Below are 16,621 nucleotides of genomic sequence, written 5' to 3' on the forward strand. Positions count from 1 at the left end.
CGGCCTCAGTGCGCCTCCCGGTACGCCGCCGCCTCCTCCAGGTCCAGCCTGCGCAGCAGGGTGCGCAGCATCTCGTCGTCGATGTGGCGACCGTCCCGCAGCCGCACGAACACCGCGCGCTCGGCGCCGATGACCTGGCGGGACAGTCGGCGGTAGGTGTCGTCGACCGACTCGCCGGTGATGGGGTTGGCCTGGCCCAGGCGTTCCCAGACGGAGTTGCGGCGGCGCTCCAGGACGGCTCTCAGCCGGTCGGCCAGGGGGTCGGGGAGGGCGTTGCGTTCGTCGGAGAGGAGTTCCTCCAGACGTTGTTCGGCGGCGCGGGAGGCCTGGGCCTGGGCGTTCGCCTCGGCGAGGGTCACGGCATGGGCGTCGCGGCCGGGGAGTTTCAGGACGCGGATCAGCGGGGGCAGTGTGACGCCCTGGACGACCAGGGTGCCGATGACCGTGGTGAAGGTCAGGAAGAGGATGAGGTTGCGTTCGGGGAACTCCTCGCCGCCGTGCACGGTGAGCGGGATCGAGAAGGCGATGGCGAGTGAGACGACGCCTCTCATCGCGGCCCAGGAGACGACGAACGGCCCCTTCCAGGTCGGGTTCGGCTCGCGCTCCCGGATCCGCGCCGACATCATCCGCGGCAGGAACGTCGCCGGATACACCCACACGAACCGCGAGGCGACGACCACCAGGAAGACGGCGATCGCGTACCAGGCGGCGCGGCCGCCCTCGTACTCGCCGAGGCCCTTGAGGACCACCGGCAGTTGCAGTCCGATCAGCGCGAACACCGCCGACTCCAGCACGAACGCGACCATCTTCCACACGGCGTCCTCCTGGAGCCGGGTGGCGAAGTCGACCTCCCACGCGCGGTGGCCCAGATACAGCGCGACGACCACGACCGCCAGCACTCCGGAGGCGTGCACCTGCTCGGCGGCGGCGTACGCGACGAACGGGATCAGCAGGGAGAGCGTGTTCTGCAGCAGCGCCTCCTTCACGTGCGTGCGCAGCCAGTGGATCGGCACCATCAGCACCACCCCCACGCCGATGCCGCCGAACGCCGCGAGCAGGAACTCGCCGATGCCGCCGGCCCAGGTGGCGCCCTCCCCGACGGCGGCCGCGAGCGCCACGCGGTAGGCGGTGATCGCGGTGGCGTCGTTCACCAGGGACTCGCCCTGCAGGATCGTGGTGATCCGGGAGGGCAGCCCCACCCGGCGCGCGACCGCCGTCGCGGCGACCGCGTCCGGCGGCGCCACCACCGCGCCCAGCACCAGCGCCGCGGTCAGCGGCAGACCCGGTACGACGAGATAGGCGACCCAGCCGACGGCGATGGTCGCGAAGAGCACATAGCCGACGGACAGCAGCATCACGGGGCGCAGCTGCGCCCGCAGATCGAGATACGAGCTGTCCGTCGCCGCGCTGTGCAGCAGCGGGGGCAGCAGCAGCGGCAGGACGACATGCGGGTCGAGCGTGTAGTCGGGCACGCCCGGCAGGTACGACACCGCGAGCCCGACCGCGACGAGCAGCAGCGGCGCCGGCACGGGCGAGCGCCGCCCGGCCGCGGCCACGGCCGCGCTCCCCGCCACCAGCAACAGCAGCGGCATCACATCCATACGCCTCGCCCACCCTCGCCCGTCGCCGTCGGCCCTCGGTTTTCCGCGCGAGTGTGCGCGTGGCCGTCGTAACCTGGCAATCATGAAACAGTGCACGCACGCCGATGCGCTGCCGCACCCGGAACCAGGTCCGCTCAGCGAGACCTGTCCCGAGTGTCTGGCGGAGGGCCGGCACCCGGTACAGCTGCGGCTGTGCCTCAGCTGCGGTCACGTCGGCTGCTGCGACTCCTCGCCGGGACGGCACGCCACGGAGCACCACAAGGACTCCGGGCACCCGATCATGCGGACGTTCGAACCCGGCGAAGCGTGGCGCTGGTGCTTTGTCGACCACGTACTGGTGTGACGGCGACGTACGCTGGACGACTGGGGATCCGGACGGTTCGACCGTCTGACGTCTGGGTACGTCAAACCGGCGCGCGCTCTTCCCAATTGGGCCCGCAAACCCTCTAGCCACGGAGCGTATCCGTGTGTTTACTATGAGTGACAGCAAGGGGTTGGGGTCCTGGGGACAGGAAAGTTAAGAGCGCGATAGCGTCACCGCTGAACCACACATCGCGTTACCCCGGGGGGCAACCCTCGGCCCCGAAAAGCTTGTACCACCTTGGAGGTGAGGGTGTCCCAGATCGCAGGCGAGCCCGCGACCCAGGACTTCGTGGAAGTCCGGCTGCCGGCCGCGGGTGCCTACCTGTCGGTGCTGCGTACGGCGACTGCCGGCCTCGCGGCCCGTTTGGACTTCACCCTCGACGAGATCGAGGACCTGCGCATCGCGGTGGACGAGGCCTGCGCGATCCTGCTCCAGCAGGCCGTGCCCGGCTCGGTGCTCAGCTGTGTCTTCCGACTCGTCGACGACTCGCTCGAGGTCACCGTCTCGGCGCCGACCACGGACGGCCACGCCCCCTCCAGGGACACCTTCGCCTGGACCGTCCTGTCCGCCCTCGCGGGCAAGGTCTCCTCCGCCGTCGACGAGGACAAAACCGTTTCGATCAGCCTCTACAAACAGCGCGGCGCGGGACCCGGGCCGGCGTGAGGAACGGGGACGGGCCGGTGCGGGACGAAGAGCGCGGCACACGGGAGCTGCCGGACACTGCCCCCTGCTCGGGCGGAGCCGAGAGTCCGGGGGCGGGCCCGAGCGGTTCCCTACGCATGGTGGACGGCATCGACGCCATCCCCGAGCAGGCCCGGCCGCACCCGGAGGACGACTCCACGGAGGCCGGCTTCCCGGGCGACGGACGTCAGGACGAAGGTGCCGTGCAGGGCGCGCCTCTGGGCGGGCGGATCGGGGTCTCCCCAGTCCATGAGGGTCCCCCCGCTCGAGCGAAGCCGAGAGTGGGGGCGGAGGCGAGGGCTCGGGAGAGGGCGACGGGCGGGACGATGAGCGAGCACGAGCGATACGCCGAAGAGGCGATGGGCGCGCACAGTGCGCAGGCCACTCAGCACGATCCGCAGGACCGCAGCGGGGCACGCGCCATGTTCCTCGAGCTGCGCACGCTGAAGGACGGCAGCCCGGAGTACGCGGAGCTGCGCAACCAGCTGGTCCGGATGCATCTGCCGCTCGTCGAGCATCTCGCGCGCCGCTTCCGCAACCGCGGTGAGCCGCTGGACGACCTGACCCAGGTCGCCACCATCGGCCTGATCAAGTCGGTCGACCGGTTCGACCCGGACCGCGGTGTGGAGTTCTCGACGTACGCCACCCCCACGGTCGTCGGCGAGATCAAGCGGCACTTCCGCGACAAGGGCTGGGCGGTGCGCGTCCCGCGCAGGCTCCAGGAACTGCGTCTCGCCCTGACCACGGCCACGGCGGAGCTGTCCCAGCAGCACGGCCGCTCCCCCACGGTCCATGAGCTCGCCGAGAAGCTGTCCATCTCGGAGGAGGAGGTCCTGGAGGGCCTGGAGTCCGCCAACGCGTACTCCACGCTGTCCCTGGACGTCCCCGACACCGACGACGAGTCCCCCGCGGTCGCGGACACCCTCGGAGCGGAGGACGAGGCGCTGGAGGGCGTCGAGTACCGCGAGTCCCTCAAGCCGCTCCTGGAGGATCTCCCTCCCCGTGAGAAGCGCATCCTCCTGCTGCGCTTCTTCGGCAACATGACCCAGTCGCAGATCGCGCAGGAGGTGGGCATCTCCCAGATGCACGTCTCCCGACTGCTGGCGCGCACGCTGGCGCAGCTCCGGGAGAAGCTGCTGGTGGAGGAGTGACGGCCCTTCGGCGCCGGGGACTACTGCCGGGGACTGCTTACTGCTGCTGATCCGACGCGTTGCCGGGCCCTCGGATTCCGAGGGCCCGGGTCGTCGCCGGGTTGATCAGGAGCACGAGCGTGGCGATCGAGACCGCGGCGATCGCGATCCCCGCCGGAATGGCCATGCTGTCCGCCTGCAACAGGCTGTAGGCCACCGGCAGCGCCATGATCTGTGTGATGACGGACGGCCCCCGGCTCCAGCCGCGCCGGCCGAACAGTCCCCGCGCGGCGATCAACGGCAGCAGGGCGAGGGCGACCAGGGTCACACCCAGGGTGACGGCCTGCTGCCGATCGTCCGGCTCCCCGGCCAGCCCCATCACGAGCACCCAGACTCCCCCGACGGCGAGCGCCACACCTTCCAGAGCGGTCAACAACGCCGCATAGGTCAGCCGCCGCGGGCGCGGATCGGCGGTTTCCGGGGTGGCGGGGCTCTGCTCCTTGGTCACCCCTGAAGGGTAGCCCTCCACGAAAAGCCGACGCGGTCGCCTCGTGCTGAGGCTCACGCCCCATCTCTTACTTGATCCCTACCTCGACCTGTGCCCGGTACCCCCCAGTAGGTACGCTGCAACTCATGCGTGCACTTCTCGTGGTCAATCCGGCGGCAACCACCACAAGCGCACGTACGCGCGATGTCCTGATCCATGCGCTCGCCAGCGAGATGAAGCTGGAGGCCGTCACCACCGAATACCGGGGCCACGCTCGCGACCTCGGCCGGCAGGCGGCGGAGAGCGACGACATCGACCTGGTCGTGGCCCTCGGCGGCGACGGCACCGTGAACGAGGTCGTCAACGGCCTGCTGCACGCCGGCCCCGACCCGGGGCACCTCCCCGGTCTGGCCATGGTCCCCGGCGGCTCCACCAATGTCTTCGCCCGCGCCCTGGGCCTGCCGAACGACCCGGTGGAAGCCACCGGCGCCCTCCTGGACGCACTGCGCGACGGCAGTGAGCGCACGGTCGGGCTGGGCCTGACCTCCGGCACCCCGGGCACGGACGACGAGGCGGTCCCGCCCCGCTGGTTCCTCTTCAACGCGGGGCTCGGCTTCGACGCGGGTGTGGTGGGACGTGTGGAGCAGCAGCGCGAACGCGGCCGGAAATCCACACACGCCCTCTACCTCCGCCAGGCGGTGCGCCAGTTCCTGGGCGAGCCCAACCGCCGGCACGGCACGATCACCCTGGATCGGCCGGGCGAGGACCCGGTGACCGATTTGGTGCTGTCCATAGTCTGCAACACCGCTCCGTGGACGTATCTGGGCAATCGTCCGGTGTACGCGGCGCCTAAGGCCTCGTTCGATACGGGCCTCGACGTACTCGGTCTCAGCCGTATGTCCACGGTCGCGGTTGCCCGGTATGCGACCCAGTTGCTCACTTCGTCCCCCGAGCGCGGGGCCCATGGCAAGCATGCGGTCACACTCCACGACCTTGACCAGTTCACCTTGCATTCGAAGGTCCCGTTGCCCCTTCAGATGGACGGCGACCACCTCGGGCTGCGTACGAGCGTGACGTTCACAGGCGTACGCCGTGCACTGCGTGTGATTGTGTGAGCGGAACGGGCTAAAGTCCTTTCACTCGAACGTTTAGGCCAGGATCCACCCCATGGAAGTACGGCTGTGACCTAGTCGACACCGAGGAATCAAAAAAAACTTTCCGGAAGGGGTTGTATCCGTCGCTGAGGTTTGCGAGTCTCTACGTGGCGATCGGGACGGCCCGCAACACCGGCCTCCACTGATCACCGGAACCCCTCTTCAACTCACAGGACCTCGTCAGGGAACCTGACGGTCGGCCCTTCACTTGTTGAGGGATTCGTGAAAGCGTTCACATTCACAAGCAATCAGCATGTAATACCAAGGAGAGGTAGCAGCCATGGACTGGCGTCACAACGCCGTTTGCCGCGAGGAAGACCCCGAGCTCTTCTTCCCCATCGGCAACACCGGTCCTGCGCTGCTGCAGATCGAGGAAGCCAAGGCCGTCTGCCGTCGCTGCCCGGTTATCGAGCAGTGCCTGCAGTGGGCGCTCGAGTCCGGTCAGGACTCCGGCGTCTGGGGTGGTCTCAGCGAGGACGAGCGCCGCGCCATGAAGCGCCGCGCCGCCCGCAACCGGGCCCGTCAGGCCTCCGCCTGACACACCCGCCCCGCTAAAACAGCCTGAGCTTGGCGGCGCGTACAGCGAGTACGCATCTCCCGCCCCCGAGCCGCAGCGCGCAGTACCCCCGATGCGCGGCAAATGCCGGCAACGAGCATGTTGGGCCCCAGCCCCCTGAACGGGCTGGGGCTCTTTGCTGTCCAGGGACCGCCCCGCGTCCGCCCTACTTGTGCGCCCGCACCGGGATGTCGAGGATCACCCGGGTCCCGCGCTCCGGCGCCGGCACCATGTCGAAGGTGCCGCCCAATTCGCCCTCCACCAGGGTCCGTACGATCTGCAGGCCGAGGTTGCCCGCGGTCTGCGGATCGAACCCCTCGGGCAGGCCCACCCCGTCGTCCTGCACCGTGACCAGGAGGCGGACCTGTTGGGTCGTGCCGCCGCGGACCGCCGTGACCTCGACCGTGCCGGTCTCGCCCTCGCGGAAGCCGTGCTCCAGGGCGTTCTGGAGGATCTCGGTCAGGACCATCGACAGCGGGGTGGCGACCTCGGCGTCCAGGATGCCGAAGCGGCCGGTGCGCCGGCCGCCCACCTTGCCGGGTGAGATCTCGGCGACCATGGCCAGCACCCGGTCGGCGATCTCGTCGAACTCCACGCGCTCGTCGAGGTTCTGGGAGAGCGTCTCGTGCACGATCGCGATCGAGCCGACTCGCCGTACCGCCTCTTCGAGGGCTTCCCGGCCGCGTTCGGACTCGATGCGCCGGGCCTGGAGGCGGAGCAGGGCCGCCACCGTCTGGAGGTTGTTCTTCACCCGGTGGTGGATCTCCCGGATGGTCGCGTCCTTGGTGATCAACTCCTGCTCGCGGCGGCGCAGTTCGGTGACGTCCCGGAGCAGGACCAGGGAACCGATGCGGGTGCCCTTGGGGCTGAGCGGGATCGCGCGGAACTGGATGACTCCCTCGCCCGACTCGATCTCGAAGTTGCGGGGCGCCCAGCCGCTGGCGACCTTGGCGAGCGCCTCGTCCACCGGGCCGCGGGTTGGGGCGAGTTCGGCGGTGGTCTTGCCCAGGTGATGGCCGAGGAGGTCGGCGGCGAGGCCGAGGCGGTGGTAGGCGGACAGCGCGTTCGGGGAGGCGTACTGGACGATGCCGTCGGCGTCGACGCGGATCAGGCCGTCGCCGACGCGCGGCGAGGCGTCCATGTCGACCTGCTGGTTGGCGAACGGGAACGCGCCGGCCGCGATCATCTGCGCGAGGTCCGAGGCGCTTTGGAGATACGTCAGCTCCAGACGGCTCGGGGTGCGGACGGTCAGCAGGTTGGTGTTGCGGGCGATGACGCCCAGGACGCGGCCCTCCCGTCGTACCGGGATCGACTCGACGCGGACCGGGACCTCCTCGCGCCACTCCGGGTCGCCCTCGCGCACGATCCGGCCCTCGTCGAGCGCGGCGTCCAGCATCGGGCGGCGGCCGCGCGGGACGAGATGGCCGACCATGTCGTCCTGGTACGAGGTCGGGCCGGTGTTGGGCCGCATCTGCGCCACGGAGACATAGCGCGTGCCGTCGCTGGTGGGGACCCACAGGACGAGGTCGGCGAAGGAGAGGTCGGAGAGCAGCTGCCACTCCGAGACCAGCAGGTGCAGCCACTCGAGGTCGGAGTCGTCGAGGGCCGTGTGCTGGCGTACGAGTTCGTTCATGGAGGGCACGTGGCCGAGCGTACCTGGCGGTACGGACATCGCTCGAAACCAGCCACCGGGGAGCGATCCGACCCCGGAAACACCCGCGGGCCGCGGCGCCTGAGAGGGACCCTCAACCCTCCCGGCACCGCAGCCCGGAGCAATATCGGCCGTGGGGTGTGCGGTCCCGGTCGGCCGAAGGATGAGGAGCCGGGGCAGTCAGGGCAGAGAGCTCCGGTTCCTCGGTCCGCCTTCCTGTGCGGGGAAGACGGAAGTCGGTGCGTTCTCGTGCGACGCACTCCTCCGCATTGTGGACTAGACCACTCCCGTGTGTCCATGCGTTGGAGCGTGTTTGTTGTTGGCGCTTTCTTCAGGGGCTCCGAACCAGCAGGAGAACCAGTAGGACGCCCTCGCATACATCACGCAGCCTAACCCGTGTGGGTTCATGTGCGGGGCCAGATGGCCATGGCAATTTCAACGAGTGCCTCGAGTTCCTCCCGGCTCGCCCCGTCGCGTGCCTGTTGCGACATGCCCTGGATCATCGCGCCGGTGTGCCGGGCGAGGGCGGCGGCGTCGGTGCCGGCGGGGAGGACGCCGGTGGCGATGTCGTCTTTGATACGGCCCTCGAAGGCGGCGATGGTGGCGTTGCGGCGGTCACGCAGGGAGTCGGCGACCTCCGGGGTCGTGCAGTTGATGGCGGCGTGGGCGATGAGGCAGCCGTGCGGACGGTCGGGGTCCGTGTAGGCGCCGACGGCGTCCCGCAAGGTCCGCTCGACGGCCGCTCGCGAGGTGGGCGCCTCCGCGAGGGCGCTGTCGGCGAACGAGGCATAGCGGGCGGTGTAGACGCGGACGACCTCCTCGAAGAGCGAACGCTTGTCACCGAAGGCGGCGTACAGACTCGGCGCGCCGATATCCATGGCGCGGGTGAGGTCGGCGACGGATGTCGCCTCGTAGCCGCGCTCCCAGAAGGCCAGGATCGCCTTCTCCAGGGCGGTCTCGCGGTCGAAGGATCGGGGGCGGCCGCGGGGCTTGGACGTGGGCGGGGCCGCAGCGTCCATCCGTACCGTCTCGTCGCTGCTCACCATGGAGTGCATTCTATAAGGATCACTAGAGAAACGTCGGTGGGGTGTTGTACGGTTCTTTTGTAGCGATCGCTAAAGAATGCGAGGGGGCGTCGGCATGGGCGTGCTTGCGGGTAGGACGGCACTGGTCACAGGGGCGAGCCGAGGGATCGGGCGGGCGGTCGCCGAGCGGCTGGCGCGCGACGGGGCGCGGGTCGCGGTGCATTACGGCAGCAATGAGGCGGCGGCGAAGGAGACGGTCACCGCGATCGAGGCCGAGGGCGGCAGCGCGTTCGCGATCCGCGCCGAGCTGGGCGTGCCCGGTGACGCGGAGACCTTGTGGCAGGCCTTCGACCGACAGGCGCAGGGCGTGGACATCCTGGTCAACAACGCCGGGATGGCGATCTTCGCGACCATCGGCGAGACGGACGAGGATGCCTACGACCGGGCACAAGCGGTCAACGCGAAGGCGCCGTTCTTCATCGTCAAGCACGGCCTGCGACGCCTGCGCGACGACGGCCGGATCATCAACGTCACGGCCGCCACGGACGCCGCCATCGCCCCCATCGCAGCCACCCACATGGCCAAGGGCGCGGTCACGACCCTGACCCGCTCGCTCGCGGCAGAGCTGGCGCCGCGCGGCATCACGGCCAACTCCGTCGGGCCCGGCTTCATCGACACGGACCTGACGAGCGGCGCACTCGCCGACCCCGGCATACGCGCGCACGCGGAGGCCGTCTCGGTCTTCGGGCGCGTCGGCACCACGTCCGACGTCGCGGACGTGGTGGGCTTCCTGGCGTCACCGGACTCCCGCTGGATAACGGGGCAGCACATCGACGCGACCGGGGGCTCGCTGCTGAGCCTGCACTAGCGCCCCGACCACCGCGCCCTCCCCGACCCTCAGGGCCGACGTCCTGAGTCCGGTTGCGGCGCGCCGGAGCGGGGTGCGGGGCGAGCTCGAGCACGGCACAAGGCGAGTCGGATCCTGGTGTGCCGAGCGCGTCCGGAAGTTCGCGCCGGCGCCAGCCACAAGAGGCAGCGCGGGCCACCGAAAAAAGTTCGCGGCCACCCTCAGCGGGTCTCCGTCACCTTGGCCAGAGCCCGCGGCGCGTCCGGGTCCTGGCCCCGGGCGATGGTGACCTCGTGGGCGAGGAGCTGGAGCGGAAGGATCTCCAGGATCGGCTGGATCTCCTCGGGCACGTCCTCGGTGGGCAGGACGAAGCCGGCCGAGGCCTGCTCGACCTGACGCCGGGGGCCGATGACGACCAGGTCGGCGCCGCGGCCGCGGAGTCGGTCGAGGACGGGCCGGAGGGCCTCGCCGCCCTGGCCGTCGGTGACGACCGCGATGACCGGGGAGACGTTGTCGACCATGGCGAGCGGGCCGTGCAGCAGGTCGGCGCCGGAGTAGGCGAGCGCCGGGATGTAGCTGGTCTCCATCAGCTTGAGGGCGGCTTCCTTGGCGGTGGGATAGCCGTAGCCGCGGGAGGTGATGACCATGCGTTCGGCGAAGCGGTAGCGGGCGGCCAGGGCGCGGACCTCGTCCTGCCGGGCGAGCAGGCGCTCGGCGTGGTCCGGGAGGCCCTCGGCCGCGGCGCCGTCGCCGCCGCGCAGGCCTTCGACGAAGAGGTACAGCGTGAGGAGGGAGGCCGTATAGGTCTTGGTCGCGGGGAGGGCACGCTCCGGTCCGGCCATCATGTCGAGGTGGTACTCGGAGACTCCGGCCAGTGGGGAGTCGGGGTTGTTGGTCACCGCGAGGGTGATGGCGCCGGCCTCGCGGGCGGCCTTGGTGGAGGCGACCAGGTCCGGGGAGCCACCGGACTGGCTGACGGTGATGACGAGGACGTCGGTGAGGTCGGGGCGGGCGCCGTAGGCCGTGATCGTCGACATCGAGGTCAGGCCGCAGGGCAGACCGAGGCGGATCTCCAGGAGGTACTTGGCGTAGAGAGCGGCGTTGTCGGAGGTGCCGCGGGCGGTGAGCAGGACGAAGCGCGGTGCGCGGGCGGCGATCTCCTGGGCGACCCGGCGGATGGCGGGGGCGCCCCGGGTCAGGATCCGGCGCAGCACGGCGGGCTGTTCGGCCATCTCGCGGGCCATGATCCGGCCGGGTAGCTCGTTGTGGGGGGCCTGAGGGTCGGGAGGGTACGGGGTCGTGGTGGTCATGGGCCCTTCCTGCTCTCGCGCTCGTCGTGCCGGGCGGGACGCCTGTCTCCTCGGACGGACAGTGTCCATTCCACTCCCCCATGGGCGATGACGCCTGCCCTACCGGCTCTCGAAATGTTCATGAGGCCTTCCTCCACCTGGGCCGCCGGGCGCCGCTCTGTTAGATTGGTCTAAACCACATGCCCCTTCAGGGTGCCCTTCGAGTCCCTCTTCAGATCGGCAGGCCCAGCGTGGAAGTTGTCATCGTTCCGGACGCCAAGGCGGGTGGCGAGCTGATAGCCGAGGCCATGGCCCGGCTGCTCGGGCGCAAGCCCGACGCCCTGCTCGGCGTGGCCACCGGGTCGACCCCGCTGCCCATCTACACGGCGCTCTCGGCCAGGGTGCGTTCCGGTGCCGTGGACGCCTCGCGGGCGCGGATCGCCCAGCTCGACGAGTATGTGGGACTGCCCGCCGAGCACCCGGAGTCCTACCGCTCGGTGCTGCGGCGCGAGGTGCTGGAGCCGCTGGGGATCGGGATGGACGCGTTCATGGGGCCGGACGGTACGGCCGAGGACGTGCAGGGGGCGTGCGAGGCGTATGACGCGGCGCTGGCCGAGGCCGGCGGGGTGGACCTGCAGTTGCTCGGGATCGGGACCGACGGGCACATCGGGTTCAACGAGCCGTGCTCGTCGCTGGCGTCGCGGACCCGGATCAAGACGCTGACCGAGCAGACCCGGGTCGACAACGCGCGGTTCTTCGACGGGGACATCGAGCAGGTGCCGCATCACGTCATCACACAGGGGATCGGCACGATCCTGGAGGCGCGGCACCTGGTGCTGCTGGCCACCGGTGAGGGCAAGGCGGACGCGGTGGCCGCGACCGTCGAGGGGCCGGTCGCGGCCGTCTGCCCGGCCTCGGCGCTGCAACTGCATCCGCACGCCACGATCGTGGTCGACGAGGCCGCCGCGTCGAAGCTGAAGCTGGCCGACTACTTCCGGCACACCTACGTCAACAAGCCGCAGTGGCAGGGGATCTGAGCCGACCTCGCCTCGGCTCCCCGGCCGCCGCCGTGGCGCGGTGGCGCCCGGGTGGCTGAAGGTCCCTCACTCCCCCACGATGGCCTCTGCCGCCGCCCGGCCGCACACCCGGGCCGCGCCGTGGGTGGCGATGTGGAGGGCGCCTCGGGGGGACGCCTGGGGGACGCCCATCTCGACGATGATCGTGTCGGGACGGGCGGACAGGAGGGTGTCCAGGGCCGTCGCCATCCAGGGGTGGCGGTGTTCGTCGCGGACCACGGCCACCACCCGGCGCTCACCGGCCGCTTCGAGGGCGACTCGGCCCGCGTCCTCACCCGTGTAGCTGCCGGTCCGCGTGCCGGGGAGCCGACGGGCCAGCTCCGCCGCCACGCCCCACGGGGTTTCGTCGCCCACCGCGATGTTCGCGACCGGGGTGAAGGCGGCGACGTACGGCGCCTCGGTGATCGGGGTGAAAGTCGAGGCGGCCGTCGTCCTCAGGGCACGGCGGGCGGCGACGAGGCCGATGTCCGTGCGCACCTCGCCCTCGGCCGCCGGTGCCCCCGTCGCGGTCCAGCGCGCCAGCTCCCGTACCCGTTCGGCCGCCTCGGCCAGCCGGGACTCGGCCAGTTCCCCGGAGCGCACCGCCCCCACCAGCGCGTCCCGCAGGCGCCGTACCGTCTCGTCGTCCGCGAGCCCGCCGCCCACGCAGATCGCGTCCGCGCCGGCCGCGATGGCGAGGACGCTGCCGCGTTCGATGCCGTAGGTCGCCGCGATGGCCTGCATCTCCATGCCGTCGGTGACGATCAGGCCGCCGTAGCCGAGTTCGCCGCGCAGGAGGTCGGTCAGGACCGGGCGGGAGAGGGTCGCCGGGTGGCCGGGGTCGAGGGCGGGGACGAGGATGTGCGCGCTCATCACCGCTCGAGTGCCGGCGGCGATCGCCGCGCGGAACGGGGCGAGTTCGCGGTCCGACAACACGTCCAGGGCGGCGTCGATGCGCGGCAGCGCGTGGTGGGAGTCGACGGCGGTGTCGCCGTGGCCCGGGAAGTGCTTGGTGCAGGCCGCGACGCCCGCCGACTGCAGGCCCGTGACATAGGCCGCGGTGTGGCGGGCGACCAGGGCCGTGTCGGCGCCGAAGGAGCGGACGCCGATCACCGGGTTCGCGGGGTTGGAGTTGACGTCCGCCGACGGGGCCCAGTTGAGGTTCACCCCGCAGGCGGCCAGGCGGCGTCCGAGTTCGGCGGCCACCTCCCGGGTCAGCTCGGTGTCGTCGACGGCGCCCAGGGCGTGGTTGCCGGGGAAGCTGGAGCCGGTGCGCACCTCCAGCCTGGTCACATCACCCCCCTCCTCGTCGATGGCGACCAGCACGTCGTCCCGCTCGGCACGCAACTGGGCCGTGAGGGCGGCCACTTGCTCGGGCGAGGCGATGTTGCGGCCGAACAGGCCGACGGAGGCGAGGCCCTCGCCGAGGCGGCGCAGCAGCCAGTCGGGGGCGGTGGTGCCGGTGAAACCGGGTTGGAGGACCGTCAGCGCGTCGCGCGTGAGCGTGTCGGTACCGCTGGCGAATGTCGTCATCGGGTGGCGTTATCCCTTCACGGCGCCGGCCGTCAGGCCGCTGACAGCCTTGCGCTGCAGGAAGACGAAGAGGATCAGGATCGGGATGGCGAAGAGGGAGGACGCCGCCATCGTGGCGCCCCAGTCGTTGCCGAAGGCGGTCTGGAAGCTGGACAGCCACAGTGGCAGGGTCTGCGACTCCGCCTCCTTGTTCAGCACCAGGACCAGGGGGAATTCATTCCATGCGGTGATGAAGCCGAAGAGGGACGTGGACATCAGGCCGGGCGCCAGCAGCGGCAGGATCACCTTGCGGAACGCCTGGGCGCGGGTGCAGCCGTCGACCATCGCGGCCTCCTCCAGGTCGCGGGGCACCGCCGCGACGAAGCCGCGCAGGGTCAGGATGGTGAAGGGGAGGATCATCATCATGTAGAAGACCGTCAGCGGCACGAGGCTGTTCAGCAGCGAAGCGTCCCGCACGATCATGTACATCGCGATGATCATCACCTCCCAGGGTGCCATCTGCGCCAGCATGAAGCCGATGACGAAGCCGCGCCGCCCCCTGAAGCGCATCCGGGCCAGGGCGAAGGAGCCCGCGAGCGCGACGACCAGGGCGAGGCCGACCGCGCACAGCGTGACGATCAGCGAGTTGGTGACGTACGTCCAGAAGTGGTCGACGCCGGTCGCCGTCCGGAAGTGCTCGAAGGTGATGTCGGTCGGGAACCAGACCGGGTCCTCGGAGATGATGTCGCCGGTCGGTTTGAAGGCCGTGGCGAACATCCAGTACACGGGGAAGACGAAGCCGATGAACAGGACCACGGCCGTGACGTTGGGCCACAGGCGGCTGTAGAGCGAGCGGTTCACAGCTCGTCCTCCTCTTGCTTGAGCACGATCCTGAGGTAGTAGGCGGTCAGGCCGAGCAGGATCAGGATGGTCAGGACGGCGATCGCGGCGCCCATGCCGTAGTGCTGGTTGCCGACGCCCTCGATGTAGGCGTAGACGGGCAGGATCTCGGTGAGCCGGTCGGGACCGCCGCCGTTGATGACGAAGACCTGCACGAACGCCTTGAAGACCCAGATGATCTCCAGGAAGGTCGTGGCGTAGAGGAAGGGCCGCAGGAAGGGCAGCGTCACCGTGGTGAAGCTCTTCCACAGGCCCGCCCCGTCCAGCGCGGCGGCCTCGTACAGCTCGTCCGGGATGGTGGTCGTGGCCGCGTACAGGTTGATCGCGACGAACGGGATCGACATCCAGACGATCAGCACCGTGACCACGAAGAACGTCGACATCTGGCTGCTGGTCCAGCTGTAGTCGGCCATGGAGTGCCAGCCCAGCTTGTCCAGGACCCAGTTGACGACGCCGAAGCGCTGTGCGAACAGCCACTGGTAGACGGTGGTCGCGGCGACCACCGGCATCGCCCAGGCCAGCACGAGCCCGATCATCAGCATGACCCGCATCCGCCGCCCGAGGCGGGCCAGCAGCAGGCCGACCAGGGCGCCGAGGATCATGGTCAGGGCGACGTTGACCGCCGTGAACAGGATCGAGCGCAGGGTGACGCGCCAGAAGTCCTCGCCGGTGAGGACCTGCTTGTAGTTGTCGATGCCGTTCCACTCGGTGACGTGCTGGATCAGCTGCGCCATGTTGAGGTTCTGGAACGACAGCAGGACGTCCTTCAGCAGCGGCCAGCCGAGCAGCAGCACGGTGGCCGCGCAGGCCGGCAGCAGCAGGAAGTACGGGGTGAGCGCGCCCGTGCGGGACGCGGCTCGGCGGCCCGGCCCGGCGGAGCCGCTCTCGGCTTTCTTCACCACGTCCACCGGGCCGGAGGGCGGCCGTTCGGTCTGCACGGTCATGCTCGCGATCTCTCTTCTCGACCTACGTACGTAGACCCGCGTACGGTCGCCGGGGCGGGGGGCGTCATGCGCATCCCCCGCCCCGGCGCGCGCACCGGCGCGTTACTGCTGCTGGGCCAGACGCTTGTTGAACTCGTCCTCGACCTGCGCCGCGGCCTCGGCCGGCGACTTGCCGTTCAGCACGGCGGTCATGTACGTCTTGATCGGGTTGGGCGCGTTCTCCACGGCCGCCCACTCCGGAATCAGCGGTGTGGTGCCACCGCCGGCGGCGGCCGGCGCGGCGGCCTCGGCGACGACGTTGCCCTTGAGGTTGGTCTGCAGCGACTCCTTGTTGGGGATGACGCCGTTGAGCTTGGCCAGCTCGCCCTCGTACTCGTCGGACAGGGCGATCCTCAGGAACTCCTTGGCCAGCTCCTGCTTCTTGCTGCCCGCGGCCATGGCGAGGTTGGAGCCGCCGAGGAAGACGCCCTCGGGCTTGTCGGCCGTGGCACCGGGGATGGTGAAGTAGCCGATCTCCTTCTCGATCTTCTTGTTGGCCTCGATCGCGATGCCGGCCTCCCAGCCCATCCCGATGAAGGCGCCGACATTGCCCTTGCCGAAGACCTCGCCCTGCTGCGGGGTGGCCTCGTCCTTGTCCTTGGGCGCCTTGGACAGCGCCTGGAACTTCTTGTACGTCTCCATGGCGGCGGCGACCTTCGGGTCGGCGAGGTTGGAGACGTACTTGTCGCCGTCCTTCTTCACCAGCTCGGCGCCCTCACCGATGGTCAGGCCGACGAAGTGGTACCAGTTCTGGCCGGGCAGGTAGATGGGCTCGGCGTCGGTCTTCTCGCCGATCTGCTTGAGGTCGGCGTAGAACTCGTCGCGGGTCTTGGGGGTGTCCTTGATGCCCGCCTCGGCCCAGATCTTCTTGTTGTAGAGGACGACGCGGTTGGCGAAGTACCAGGGCGCCGCGTACTGCTTGCCGTCGAAGACGGAGGACTCGTTGAGGGACTCGGTCCAGTCGGCGCCGATCTCGGTCTTGAGGTCGGCGAGGTCGGCGAGGCCGCCGGTCTTGGCGTAGGCCGGGGTCTGGGTGTTGCCGATCTCGAAGACGTCCGGCGGGTTCTCCTCGGACAGGGCGGTGGTCAGCTTCTGCTGGATGCCGTTCCACTGCTGGATCTCGAACTTGACCTTCGCCTTGGTCTTCTTCTCGAAGGCCGCGGCGACGTCCTTCTGCCACTGGTCCGGGGAGGAGCCGTCCATCACCCACACCGTGAGCGTCTCGCCGGCGTAGCCGTCCGCTCCGGCCTTGTCCCCGCCGTCGCCGTCGTCGCCCCCGCACGCCGCCAGCGAGATCATCATGCCCGCGACACCGATCGCGGATATCAGCTTGCGCTTCACGCCACCCTCCTCAGGGATGCCCACACCTCCCGCCCATGGGCCGGG

At 70.0% G+C, this 16,621-nt stretch carries 16 protein-coding genes; 7 read left to right on the forward strand and 9 right to left on the reverse strand.

Annotation, left to right across the window (positions count from 1 at the left end; translation table 11 throughout):
* Positions 1-5: 5 nt before the first annotated feature.
* Positions 6-1,601 (reverse strand): Na+/H+ antiporter, encoded by a 1,596-nt coding sequence (locus IM697_RS37370; protein ID WP_194040847.1) that lies wholly within the window; start codon positions 1,599-1,601, stop codon positions 6-8.
* An 82-nt stretch (positions 1,602-1,683) separates the two neighbouring features.
* On the opposite strand from IM697_RS37370, the gene IM697_RS37375 reads away from it, so the two are divergent.
* From IM697_RS37375 to IM697_RS37385, 3 genes are all read left to right on the forward strand, one after another.
* Positions 1,684-1,944 carry a UBP-type zinc finger domain-containing protein gene (locus IM697_RS37375; RefSeq protein ID WP_194040849.1) on the forward strand — a complete coding sequence of 87 codons (261 nt, stop codon included), beginning with the start codon at positions 1,684-1,686 and terminating at the stop codon, positions 1,942-1,944.
* A 270-nt stretch (positions 1,945-2,214) separates the two neighbouring features.
* On the forward strand, positions 2,215-2,628 hold the full coding sequence (locus tag IM697_RS37380; protein ID WP_004925829.1) for an ATP-binding protein: 414 nt from the start codon (positions 2,215-2,217) through the stop codon (positions 2,626-2,628).
* Positions 2,629-2,645: 17 nt separating this feature from the next.
* Entirely contained in the window at positions 2,646-3,797 is a 1,152-nt protein-coding gene (locus tag IM697_RS37385) for an RNA polymerase sigma factor SigF (protein WP_194040851.1), read from the forward strand.
* 37 nt (positions 3,798-3,834) lie between these two features.
* On the opposite strand, the gene IM697_RS37390 is transcribed toward IM697_RS37385, so the two are convergent.
* Positions 3,835-4,284: a hypothetical protein gene (locus tag IM697_RS37390; RefSeq protein ID WP_194040853.1), complete on the reverse strand. Its 450-nt coding sequence runs from the start codon at positions 4,282-4,284 to the stop codon at positions 3,835-3,837.
* Positions 4,285-4,409: 125 nt separating this feature from the next.
* Here IM697_RS37390 and IM697_RS37395 point away from each other — a divergent pair, with 125 nt between their 5' ends.
* Complete coding sequence (locus IM697_RS37395) at positions 4,410-5,378, forward strand: diacylglycerol/lipid kinase family protein (protein WP_194040855.1); 969 nt, start codon at positions 4,410-4,412, stop codon at positions 5,376-5,378.
* A 319-nt stretch (positions 5,379-5,697) separates the two neighbouring features.
* Entirely contained in the window at positions 5,698-5,955 is a 258-nt protein-coding gene (locus IM697_RS37400) for a WhiB family transcriptional regulator (protein ID WP_003992873.1), read from the forward strand.
* Between the two features lie 184 nt (positions 5,956-6,139).
* On the opposite strand, the gene IM697_RS37405 is transcribed toward IM697_RS37400, so the two are convergent.
* Both IM697_RS37405 and IM697_RS37410 read right to left on the reverse strand, forming a co-directional pair.
* Complete coding sequence (locus tag IM697_RS37405) at positions 6,140-7,606, reverse strand: sensor histidine kinase (protein WP_194050035.1); 1,467 nt, start codon at positions 7,604-7,606, stop codon at positions 6,140-6,142.
* A 422-nt stretch (positions 7,607-8,028) separates the two neighbouring features.
* Entirely contained in the window at positions 8,029-8,670 is a 642-nt protein-coding gene (locus IM697_RS37410) for a TetR/AcrR family transcriptional regulator (RefSeq protein ID WP_194040857.1), read from the reverse strand.
* Positions 8,671-8,764: 94 nt separating this feature from the next.
* Here IM697_RS37410 and IM697_RS37415 point away from each other — a divergent pair, with 94 nt between their 5' ends.
* Positions 8,765-9,517 carry an SDR family oxidoreductase gene (locus IM697_RS37415; protein WP_194040859.1) on the forward strand — a complete coding sequence of 251 codons (753 nt, stop codon included), beginning with the start codon at positions 8,765-8,767 and terminating at the stop codon, positions 9,515-9,517.
* Between the two features lie 200 nt (positions 9,518-9,717).
* Here the strand turns inward: IM697_RS37415 and IM697_RS37420 are convergent, their stop codons facing one another.
* The gene (locus IM697_RS37420) at positions 9,718-10,806 is read right to left on the reverse strand and encodes an SIS domain-containing protein (protein WP_194040861.1); all 1,089 of its coding nucleotides are present in this window, start codon (positions 10,804-10,806) and stop codon (positions 9,718-9,720) included.
* A 230-nt stretch (positions 10,807-11,036) separates the two neighbouring features.
* Between IM697_RS37420 and nagB the strand changes: the two genes are divergently transcribed.
* Positions 11,037-11,822, forward strand: coding sequence for a glucosamine-6-phosphate deaminase (gene nagB, locus IM697_RS37425; RefSeq protein WP_194040864.1), 786 nt, complete (start codon positions 11,037-11,039; stop codon positions 11,820-11,822).
* Between the two features lie 66 nt (positions 11,823-11,888).
* Here nagB and IM697_RS37430 read toward each other — a convergent pair whose 3' ends face one another.
* The 4 genes from IM697_RS37430 to IM697_RS37445 all read right to left on the reverse strand — a co-directional run bounded on the left by IM697_RS37430 (position 11,889) and on the right by IM697_RS37445 (position 16,576).
* Complete coding sequence (locus IM697_RS37430; protein WP_194040866.1) at positions 11,889-13,373, reverse strand: glycoside hydrolase family 3 protein; 1,485 nt, start codon at positions 13,371-13,373, stop codon at positions 11,889-11,891.
* 9 nt (positions 13,374-13,382) lie between these two features.
* The gene (locus IM697_RS37435) at positions 13,383-14,213 is read right to left on the reverse strand and encodes a carbohydrate ABC transporter permease (protein WP_194040868.1); all 831 of its coding nucleotides are present in this window, start codon (positions 14,211-14,213) and stop codon (positions 13,383-13,385) included.
* Complete coding sequence (locus IM697_RS37440; RefSeq protein ID WP_194040870.1) at positions 14,210-15,196, reverse strand: carbohydrate ABC transporter permease; 987 nt, start codon at positions 15,194-15,196, stop codon at positions 14,210-14,212. Before IM697_RS37440 ends, IM697_RS37435 begins: the two co-directional genes overlap by 4 nt.
* Positions 15,197-15,298: 102 nt before the next feature.
* Positions 15,299-16,576 carry an extracellular solute-binding protein gene (locus IM697_RS37445; RefSeq protein WP_194040872.1) on the reverse strand — a complete coding sequence of 426 codons (1,278 nt, stop codon included), beginning with the start codon at positions 16,574-16,576 and terminating at the stop codon, positions 15,299-15,301.
* Positions 16,577-16,621: the final 45 nt, after the last annotated feature.

The organism is Streptomyces ferrugineus (assembly GCF_015160855.1).
GTDB lineage: Bacteria > Actinomycetota > Actinomycetes > Streptomycetales > Streptomycetaceae > Streptomyces > Streptomyces ferrugineus.